This window comes from Halogeometricum sp. CBA1124 (assembly GCF_009741955.1).
GTDB classification, from domain to species: domain Archaea; phylum Halobacteriota; class Halobacteria; order Halobacteriales; family Haloferacaceae; genus Halogeometricum; species Halogeometricum rufum.
Map to the genome: position 1 here is coordinate 1 of NZ_WPCD01000148.1, position 9,290 is coordinate 9,290.

Sequence of the window (9,290 nt, forward strand, 5' to 3'; positions counted from 1 at the left end):
GGCCGGCGGCGACGGCGTACCAGCGCGCGGTCCGGGAGGAACTCGACGACTTCTGCGACGCCCGCGGCGTCCCCGTGGACATCCACAACGTCTACGACGTGATGGGCGTCACCACCACCATCGCGGCGACCCACGGCGACGACCAGGTGTTCGTCAACATCTCCACGGGGACGAACGTCGCCGCCGTCGGCGCGGCCATCGCCTGCATGACCACCGCCGCCCTCCCCTACAGCGTCGAACCCGAGTCGTACGCGCACGACGTGGACGACGGCCCCCGTTCCAGCGGCGTCGCCAGCATCGACCGCGTCCCCGACTACCCCATCGAGGCGCCGACCCGCGAACAGGTCCACATCATGGGATACATCTACGAACAGACGGTCGAGAACCCCTACAGCCTCAACAAGCGGAGCCTCATCCAGCGCGCGAACGACTACGGCCTGCCGTTCCTCGCCAACTACTCGACCGAGAGCAGACAGTCGGAGTACCGCCGCCTCGACGCGGCCATCGTCGACCCACTCGTCGAGAAGGGCTACCTCCGCCTCGAACCCGCGGGCAAGCAGAAGAACGTCGCGCTGACCGAGACGGGCATCAGCGTCTACCGCGCGTTCCAGCACAAGGTCGGCGTCGAGTAGGGTCGACCCGCCGGGCGTCGACTCCGTCTCGAAACGCGTGGTCGGTTCGCAAGCGTCATTCCCGTCGGCCCACTAGCCCGTGACACTCACGCTCGCCCGCCCGCGGCGAGGCACTCACATGGCTCCGGACATCACTCGTCGTCGACTGCTCGGAACGCTCGGAACCGGCGCGCTCGTCGGGAGCGCCGGCTGTCTCGGCGCGCTCGGATTCGAGGAGCAGTCGGCGTGGCGCGACCCGCCGCTCGTCGAGGACCGCCCGAACGCCGTCTACGTCCCCGCCATCACCGAGGGGATGGGGATGTACGGCAAGACGACGGCCGGCCCGTACGGCGTCGCGCTGACGTACTCCTACCCCCACCGCTTCTGGACGCTGACGGGGTCGGACCTGTCGAAGACCGTCGTCGAGTCCGACGACTCCGTCCACCTGATGGCGTCGCTGTGGGACGCCGAGACAGGGACCGCGCTCCCGTTGGACTCCGGCGTCACCATCGAGGTGACGCGGGGCGACGAACTCGTCACCGAGGAGGTGGCCTACCCGATGCTCTCCCAGCAGATGGGGCTACACTACGGGTCGAACTACGCGCTGGACGGCGAGGGCGAGTACGAGGTGCGCGTCCGCGTCGGCGGCGTCTCACTGCGCCGAACGGGCGGCTTCGAGGGGCGCTTCGAGGCGGCCGAGACGGCGACGTTCGCCGTCGAGTTCGACACCGACGAGTTGTACGACGTCCCCATCGAGCGACCGGAGAACCCCGGCGAACGCGGGGCGATTCCGCCGATGGAGATGGCGGGCGTCCCCGTCGGGCGCGCGTCCGAACCCGACGCCCTCCCCGGCCGCCACCTCGGACGGGCGACGAGCGGTGACGCCGTCTTCCACGCGTTCGCCGTCGACGAGGGGCGGTTCGGCGACGGCACGTACCTGTACGTCTCGCCGCGGACGCCGTACAACCGTATCGTCCTGCCGATGATGGGCCTCGACGCGACGCTGGCGCGCGGCGGCGACGCCGTCGCGGAGACGGGCCTGCGCAGGACGCTCGACCCGGAACTCGGCTACCACTACGGGGCGTCGGTGTCGTCGGTCGAACCGGGCGACGAACTGCGCGTCGCCGTCGCCGTCCCGCCGCAGGTGGCGCGCCACGACGGCTACGAGACGGCGTTCCTCGACATGGACCCGGTCACGTTCACCGTCCCCGAGTGAGCGTCGGCCGCCGGCGCGAACGGAAAGTCTCACGCGGACGCGGCCCCAACCCGAAGTGAACTCACATGACGGAGACGACGCACGCGACGACAGACCGCGAGACGGGCGCGACGGACGCGCACACCTGCCGGGTCTGCGGCCGCGCGTTCCCCGAGTCGCACCTGCTCGTCCTCCACCGCGGCGTGCGCCACCCGAACCGCCTCACCGAGACGGAGCGGGACGAGTACCGCGAGGCCTACCGGACGGAGGAGCGCGAGATTCGCTCGTTCCGACTCCGGGCCCTCGCCGTCCTCGTCGTCCTCTACTTCGGCTTCCTGTTCCTCTACGTCGGGTTCGCGGGGTGACACAGCGATGAGACGCCACCGGTTCGCCGCCCGCGCCCTCTCGCTCTGTCTCGCCCTCGTCGGCGTCGCCCTCCTCGCCCGCGGCGTCGCCGCCAGCAACGCCGCCGTCGGCCTCGGCGAAGCCTCTCGCGACCCGCTCAGCGTACCGCGGTGGCTGTACGTCGCCACCGGCGGGGCGACCATCGGCGCCTCGGCGCTCCTCGCCAGTTTCGTCACCGACCGGCGCTTCGTCCTCCGCATCCACCGCTGGCGGCGGACGCTCCCCGGCCGCGAGACGGCGGCCCGCGCCGGCGTGGGGCTGGCGAACGCGCTCGGACTGGGCCTCCTCGCACTCGTCGTCTACCGCGGGTTCGTCGGCCCGGCGGTGCCCACCGTGAACCTCGCCGTCGTCGTCGTCTTCGCGGGCTTCCGCGCCGGGGTCACGATGTTCAGTTACGCCGTCGGCAACGTCTGGCCCGCGCTGAACCCCTGGCGGACCGTCGCCGCGCGCCTACCGAACGGCTTCGTGGACTACCCCGAACGGCTGGCGCGGTGGCCCGCCGTCGCCGGCGTCCTCGCCCTCGTCTGGGTGGAGACGACCACCGGCGTGACGAACCGGCCGTCGCTGCTGGCGAGCGCGATACTCGTCTACTCCGTCCTCAGCGTCGGCGGCGCCGTCGTCGTCGGCGTCGACGCGTGGTTCCGGAACGTCGACCCCGTCTCCGTCTTCTTCCGATTCTACGGCCGCGTCGCCCCCCTCTCGTGGGAGGACGGCCGACTCCGCGCCCACCTGCCGGGGATGCGGCTCGTCGGCGGCGACGGCTACGAGGACGGCGCGAGTGACGGCGAGTCTGACGGGACGGGCGTCGACGAGTCGGCCCACCTCGTGACCGACGTGAGCGACGTAGCCTTCGCCATCGCGCTCGTCTGGGAGTTGACGTTCAGCGGGTTCGTCACGACGGTGCAGGGCGGGGGCGTCGTCCGCGCCCTCGTCGGCGTCGGTCTGCCGCCCCTCGTCGTCTACGCCGGCCTCTACCTCCTCGGCTTCGCGGCGTTCTTCGGCGCGTACGTCCTCGCCGCACGCGTCGCCGCGGCGCGACTGCAGACGTACCGCGAGGCGAGCGAACTCGCGGTCCGCTTCGCGCCCCCGCTCCTCGCCATCGCGGCGGGCTACCACCTCGCGCACTACTTCGCGTTCTTCCTGTCGCTGTCGCCGTCGCTGGTCGCAGTCCTCGCCGCACCGCTGTCGACGCCCGCGAACCCGGTGGTCCTCACGCTCCCGGCGTGGGTGAGCGCGCTCAACATCGTCTTCGTCCTCGGCGGCCACCTGGTCGCCATCTGGGTGGCGCACTCGACGGCCTACCGCCTGTTCCCGAGTCGCCTGCAGGCCATCCGGAGCCAGTACCCGTTCGTGTTCGTGATGATGGCGTACACCGCGGCGAGTCTGTGGCTCGTCTCCCTGCCGACGGCGACGCCGCCGTTCCTCTCCTGAACTCCGTTCCCCTCCTGACGCCCGAGCGTCGCCGCCCGCGCGGACGGCGCCCCCGTTCCGCAACCGCTTTCACCGCGGACGCTCTCGAAGGTGAGGGAACATGCTCCTCGCTGGAACCGTCATCGCCGACTCCGCGACCGTTCTCGAAGACGGTGCCGTCGTCGTCGAGGACGACCGCATCCGCGCCGTCGGCGACCGGGAGACGGTGGCCGACGCCCACCCCGACCACGAAGTCCGGGAGTTCGACCTGCTGATTCCGGGCCTCGTCGGCGGCCACGTCCACTCCGTCCAGAGCCTCGGGCGCGGCATCGCCGACGACGCCTCGCTGCTCGATTGGCTGTTCGACCACGTCCTCCCGATGGAGGCGTCGCTGGACGCCGCGGGGATGCGGACGGCCGCGGAGTTGGGCTACCTCGAACTGCTGGAGAGCGGCACCACCACCGTCGTCGACCATCTCTCGGTCTCCCACGCCGCCGAGGCGTTCGAGGCGGCGGGCGAACTCGGCATCCGCGGCCGACTCGGGAAGGTGCTGATGGACCGGCGCGCGCCCGACGGCCTCAGGGAGGACACCGACGAGGCCCTCGCAGAGACCGAACGCCTGCTGCAGACGTACCACGGGAGCCACGACGGCCGGATTCGCTACGCGGTGACGCCGCGGTTCGCCGTCAGTTGCACCGAGGAGTGCCTCCGCGGCGCGCGCGAGCTAGCCGACCGGTACGACGGCGTGACCATCCACACCCACGCCAGCGAGAACCACGACGAAGTCGCCACCGTCGAGGAGGACACCGGGATGCGCAACATCGAGTGGCTGCACGAAGTCGGCCTGACGGGCGAGGACGTCGTCCTCGCGCACTGCGTCCACACGACGGACAGAGAGCGCGAACTGCTCGCGGAGACGGGGACGAACGTCACGTACTGCCCCTCCTCGAACATGAAACTCGCCTCCGGCATCGCCCCCGTCGTCGACTACCTCGACCGCGGCGTCACCGTCGCCCTCGGCAACGACGGCCCGCCGTGCAACAACACGCTCGACCCGTTCACCGAGATGCGACAGGCGAGCCTCCTCCAGAAGGTCGACCACCTCGACCCGCAGGCGACGCGGCGCAGGTCGTCTTCGAGATGGCGACGGTGAACGGCGCGCGGGCGGCCGGGTTCGAGGAGGTGGGCGCACTCCGGGAGGGGTGGAAGGCCGACGTGGTCGCCCTCGACACGGACGTGACGCGAGCGACGCCCCTCCACGACCCCCTCTCGCATCTCTCTTCGCGGCCCACGGCGACGACGTGACGTTCACGATGGTCGACGGCGACGTCGTCTACGACGAGGCGTTCGGCGGCCTCCAGACGGGCGACGCCGACGAGATTCGCCGCCGCGCCCGCGAGGTGGAGTTCGACGGCAAACCGGCCTGAGCGTCCCCTCCAGTCGCCGGACCGAACCCCCGGCCGGACCGGCGGACCGACTACACCGTCTCGTGCGTGGCGACCCACTCGTCGCCCTCGCGTCGGACCTCCGAGACGACGCGGAACAGGAGTTCCCGTTCCTGCTTCGTCACGACCGGGAAGTCGTAGTGTTCGGCGTCGTACCCGAGGGAGTCGCCCGACGCGCGGCGGTTCTCGACGAACGCGCGGTGGGCGTCCAGTCGCGCCTCGACCACCTCGCGCGAGAGCGTCGGCGCGCCCGCCGCGCGGGCGTCGAACGCCTCCACGAAGGCGTCTTCGAGTTCGTAGCCGACGGAGTCGCGCCCGGCGACCATCGCGGCCAGCGACGTGGTTCCGGTACCGAAGAAGGGGTCCAACACCGTGTCGCCGTACACCGAGTACATGTTCACCAGCCGGTACGGAATCTCGAACGGGAACGCCGCCGTCCGGTCGCGGAGTTCGTCCCGCCGGTCGGCGTCGATGGTCCCGACGACGGCGTCGTCGTTCCCGGTGCCGTTCGCGGCGTCGTCCGTGACGCCGCCGTCCGGTGCGTCGGTGACGCGCGCGGCCCCGTCCTCGACCGGTTCCGCCGGCACACCGGACGACGCGCGCGTTTCCGCGTCGACGGCTTGCGCGGTGCCGGTCACCTCGGTCCACACGTCGGTGAACCACGCGTTTCGCTCCTCCCAGAAGTACGCCGACTCGTAGCGGCGCGCCTCGCCGGGCGCGAACGACCGCGAGTCGGTGCCGTTGCGGAACACCAGCACGTACTCGTGTTCGAGCGTCACGTAGGCGTTCGGCGGTATCATCCCGCTTCCCATGAACTTCGCGGCGCTGTTGGTCGGTTTGCGCCAGAGCACGTCCGGGAGGGGTTCGAAGCCGAGTTCGCAGAAGGCGTCGGTCACGCGGGCGTGGTTCGGGTAGACTCGGAAACTGTCGCCGACGGAGCGCGTGGCGTCCCCGACGTTGATGCAGGCGATGCCGCCCGGCACGAGGACGCGTTCGACTTCGGCCCACACCTCGTCGAGGACGCCGTGCATCGCCTCGAACGCCGCGTCGCCGTCGCCGTCGCGGAGGGCGGGTTCGACGCCCGCCGCGAGGTCCGAGAACAGGTCGTCCCACATCTCCACCATCGGGTACGGGGGCGAGGTGACGACGAGTTCGACGGCGTCGTCGGCCACGGTGCTCATCTGCCGTGCGTCGCCGACGACGACGCGGTGTCGAGACTCCACGCTCTCGCGGTACGTTTCGAAATCTGATATATGCTTCCCCTCCACACGGGGGTCGGCGGCGGCCTCGCTACCGGCGGTCGACCGCCGTCTCCGGTCCCCGGCCGGAGGGAGCGCCGAACAGAACCGCGAGTCGGGCTACTCCTCGTCCTTCATCTCGCCGAGTCGGTCGATGAGGGCGTCCGTCGAGACGTCGCTCTCGACGGTGACCGTCCCCTCGTGTTCGTGTTCGTGGGCGGCGACGCCCTCGGACTCGTCCTCGTCGTCGTTCGATTGCTGCCGTTCCTGCTCGGATTCGTCGTAGCTTCCGAAGCCCATAGCTCCGATTCCGGGGTCGGACGGAAGAATGGCACGATGTGGCCGGGCGGCGTTCGTCGACCGGCCGCGACCCCCCGACGCCCGCGTGACGGGCGTTCCGTCGACTCCCCGCGGTCGACCCTCCGTCTCGCGGTCGGTTTGGCGAACCGGCCCGTCGTCGCTACGCGTCGTCCGAACCCACCGTCAGGTCCTCCTCCTCGGCCGCGAACGGACTGTCTTCCACCGGTTCCCGTCGGGCCTCGTACCGAACGACCAGGTCGGCGAACCGCGACTCGGTGATGGGGAGCAGGCGGCGTTCGCCCACCGCGTCGACGTACGTGTCGACCGTCAGTTGGCCGTACTCGTTCCGCGCGACGAGGTCCACGCGGTTGCCCGTGTGGACGGCGACGCAGAACTCCGCGGACCGGTCGACGATCGCTTGCGCCTCCTCGGAAGTCAACGACTCACTCACGGGCCGCCTCCGTGTGTCCCCGCGCGGCGGCGGGCAGTCGTCGTCTCGTCGAGGTTGGTATCACGGGCGATAGATTCTCCTTCCGTCTCATAACTGTTCGGTCCGATTCTACCGTTCGATAACGGGGTCCGTGGGTGGCGTGCCGGTCACAGAGGCGTCTTCGCGGCCCGAACCGCGTCTAGAGGCACCGCGACCGCCCGTCGAAGAAGTGGCTCGCAAGACTGATACTCGGCGGCGGTCGCGCAGGCCCACCTGCCTGCCCTCCGTCGTTCGTCGGGAGACGCCGTCGTCGACGCCGAAACGGACCCCTACGGTTTCGACCAACCGACGACGCCGCCAGAACGACCCGACTGACGCGACGGGCGTAAGCCTCCCGGCCGTCGGGAACGTGACCGTGACCCGCAGTCCGCACACTGTCGCACCCGACGGACGACCGGGAGAACGCAAAATCGCGGGTGAGGAATCGACGAATTACGCTGCCAGTACCGCCCGAGAGCCGACTACCGCGAGGGTGGCAACAGCGTGTCGTTCTCCGCTCTGGTCGTCGGTCGATACTGACCGGTCGGCGAATCCGCACTCGTTGACGCTCGGCGTTCGGAGAGAGTCGTGACGGTGACCCCCACGACTGCGACTACCGCGGCCACGATCACTCCGTAGTTCGTGTCGTGCATGATCTACCCGGGACCCACCCAGGCGGTTCAACGTACTAACTGGTCGGTATAAGCTATTTACTCGATACCGAGAGTAAGTCGGGGCTTTAGGTCGGCGAGCGCGTCGAAGCGCCGGTAATCGAGCGGCTAACCGAGACGCGATTCCCGGCGGCGAATAAATAGGCTTTTCAGAACGAACTCGGTAGAGACGGATACCCTGCATTCCCCCTTCCCATCCCCTTTCGCAGGGTGTGTCTGAGTCGTCGAGGGGTCTCACGACTCGGGCGCTCGCCGGTCGTACGGTCTGGTGGGGACCGGCCGTACACCGGCTGCCTACCTCGAGTTCGTTCCGACAGGTACTCCTTCCTTCTCGCGGTTCGCCCGACGCCGACCGACGGCTGTCGCGGGGTATTCGTCGCGAGAACGGCCTCGGGCGAGGCGGAACAGATTCGGCGGTGCGGGCGACTCGCTGTCGCTCGTCGTCGTGAGGTAGCGGAGAGTGGGTTGGGGCGGATTCGAACCGCCGGCCTGCTCCGTGTGAAGGAGCCGTCATAACCTGGCTAGACCACCAACCCAGGCAAAAATCACTTTCCTCGGGTGAGACTTAAGCGTTCTTCTTCGGTCTCACTCGCTCGCGCCGCCGCGGTAGCGCTGGATGCGCCCCTGGGCTTTCCGAATCGCCTTCTTCCCGCCGCGTCCGGCGCGACGCGGCACGGTCCGAAGTTCGGACTCGATGCGCTCGCGGCCGGTCGGTTCCGGTTCCGCTTCGCGTTCGCGTCCGAGCGCCTTTCGAACGCGTCGTTCGACCGGTTCGGCCTCCTCTCGCAGTCCGACCACGAGGTGTTCTCCCGCCCGTCGGAGGTAGTACCACGCGTCTTCGAAGTGTCTGTTCATATCTGTCCCTACACGAGCAACGAATAAAAGGATTGTGCGACCCTGTCCCGCACCCGTTTTAGCCGAGCCTAAAACCGAAGCGTTTTAGTATTTGTTAGGCGTGCCTAAAACTGGTGCGACGCCGGTCGTGACGGCGTCCATCGAGCGTCTATCCCTCGTGGCCGACCGTGGGCATCACACACAGTCGGTCCACACAATTCTCGTTCCGAACCCTCGAGAAGCGTCTCGCCGGTTGTTCGTCCGCCGAATCCACAGACGGCAGTGGGGTCAGTACGTCGGCGACTCCTCGGGGACGCCGTCGCGTTTGTTCACCAGCGCGCGAACACGAACAGGGCGTCCGAGAGGCGGTTGAGGTACCGAATCGCCGGCTCGTTCACCGGTTGGTCGGCCGCGAGTGCGACGGCGCGGCGTTCGGCGCGGCGCGACACCGCCCGCGCGTGGTGGAGTTTCGCCCCCGCGTCCCCGCCGCCGGGGAGGACGAACGACGTGAGCGGGTCGAGTTCCTCCTCGGCCTCGTCGATGAACGACTCCAGTTCCGCGACGTGTTCGCCCGCGACGACCGGGTCGTCGCCGTCGGGGTCCGGGTTCGCGAAGTCCGCCTGCACGACGTGGAGGTGGTTCTGGATGCGTTCGAGTTTCTCGTCCACGTCGTCGTACCCGGTCGGTCGGACGCTCCCCACGAGGCGTTCGC

The 9,290-nt window shown here is 69.4% G+C and carries 8 protein-coding genes, 1 tRNA gene and 2 pseudogenes; 5 read left to right on the forward strand and 6 right to left on the reverse strand.

Going from position 1 to position 9,290, the window contains the following annotated elements; all coding sequences use genetic code 11:
• The 5 genes and pseudogenes from GJ632_RS15465 to GJ632_RS15485 all read left to right on the forward strand — a co-directional run.
• Window positions 1–632, forward strand: a 632-nt coding sequence (locus GJ632_RS15465) for a DUF6293 family protein (RefSeq protein ID WP_191453427.1), incomplete at its 5' end; no start/stop codon positions are given.
• A gap of 130 nt (window positions 633–762) precedes the next feature.
• Entirely contained in the window at window positions 763–1,827 is a 1,065-nt protein-coding gene (locus GJ632_RS15470; protein WP_177232651.1) for an iron transporter, read from the forward strand.
• A 65-nt stretch (window positions 1,828–1,892) separates the two neighbouring features.
• Complete coding sequence (locus GJ632_RS15475; protein ID WP_191453428.1) at window positions 1,893–2,171, forward strand: DNA-binding protein; 279 nt, start codon at window positions 1,893–1,895, stop codon at window positions 2,169–2,171.
• A 7-nt stretch (window positions 2,172–2,178) separates the two neighbouring features.
• Window positions 2,179–3,642 (forward strand): hypothetical protein, encoded by a 1,464-nt coding sequence (locus GJ632_RS15480; protein WP_191453429.1) that lies wholly within the window; start codon window positions 2,179–2,181, stop codon window positions 3,640–3,642.
• A 100-nt stretch (window positions 3,643–3,742) separates the two neighbouring features.
• Window positions 3,743–5,048: pseudogene (locus GJ632_RS15485) on the forward strand (5'-deoxyadenosine deaminase).
• A 50-nt stretch (window positions 5,049–5,098) separates the two neighbouring features.
• On the opposite strand, the gene GJ632_RS15490 reads toward GJ632_RS15485, so the two are convergent.
• From GJ632_RS15490 to GJ632_RS15515, 6 genes and pseudogenes are all read right to left on the reverse strand, one after another.
• Complete coding sequence (locus GJ632_RS15490) at window positions 5,099–6,289, reverse strand: DNA methyltransferase (RefSeq protein WP_343161209.1); 1,191 nt, start codon at window positions 6,287–6,289, stop codon at window positions 5,099–5,101.
• Between the two features lie 135 nt (window positions 6,290–6,424).
• Window positions 6,425–6,604, reverse strand: a complete 180-nt coding sequence (locus GJ632_RS15495) for a DUF5786 family protein (RefSeq protein WP_089807844.1) — start codon at window positions 6,602–6,604, stop codon at window positions 6,425–6,427.
• 160 nt (window positions 6,605–6,764) lie between these two features.
• A complete protein-coding gene (locus tag GJ632_RS15500) occupies window positions 6,765–7,055 on the reverse strand; it encodes a hypothetical protein (protein WP_191453430.1) in 291 nt (96 codons plus the stop codon).
• A 1,150-nt stretch (window positions 7,056–8,205) separates the two neighbouring features.
• A tRNA-Val gene (locus GJ632_RS15505) sits at window positions 8,206–8,280 on the reverse strand.
• A gap of 49 nt (window positions 8,281–8,329) precedes the next feature.
• The gene (locus tag GJ632_RS15510) at window positions 8,330–8,599 is read right to left on the reverse strand and encodes a hypothetical protein (RefSeq protein ID WP_191453431.1); all 270 of its coding nucleotides are present in this window, start codon (window positions 8,597–8,599) and stop codon (window positions 8,330–8,332) included.
• Between the two features lie 267 nt (window positions 8,600–8,866).
• Window positions 8,867–9,290 (reverse strand): annotated as a pseudogene (locus GJ632_RS15515) (cob(I)yrinic acid a,c-diamide adenosyltransferase); the annotation flags it as partial.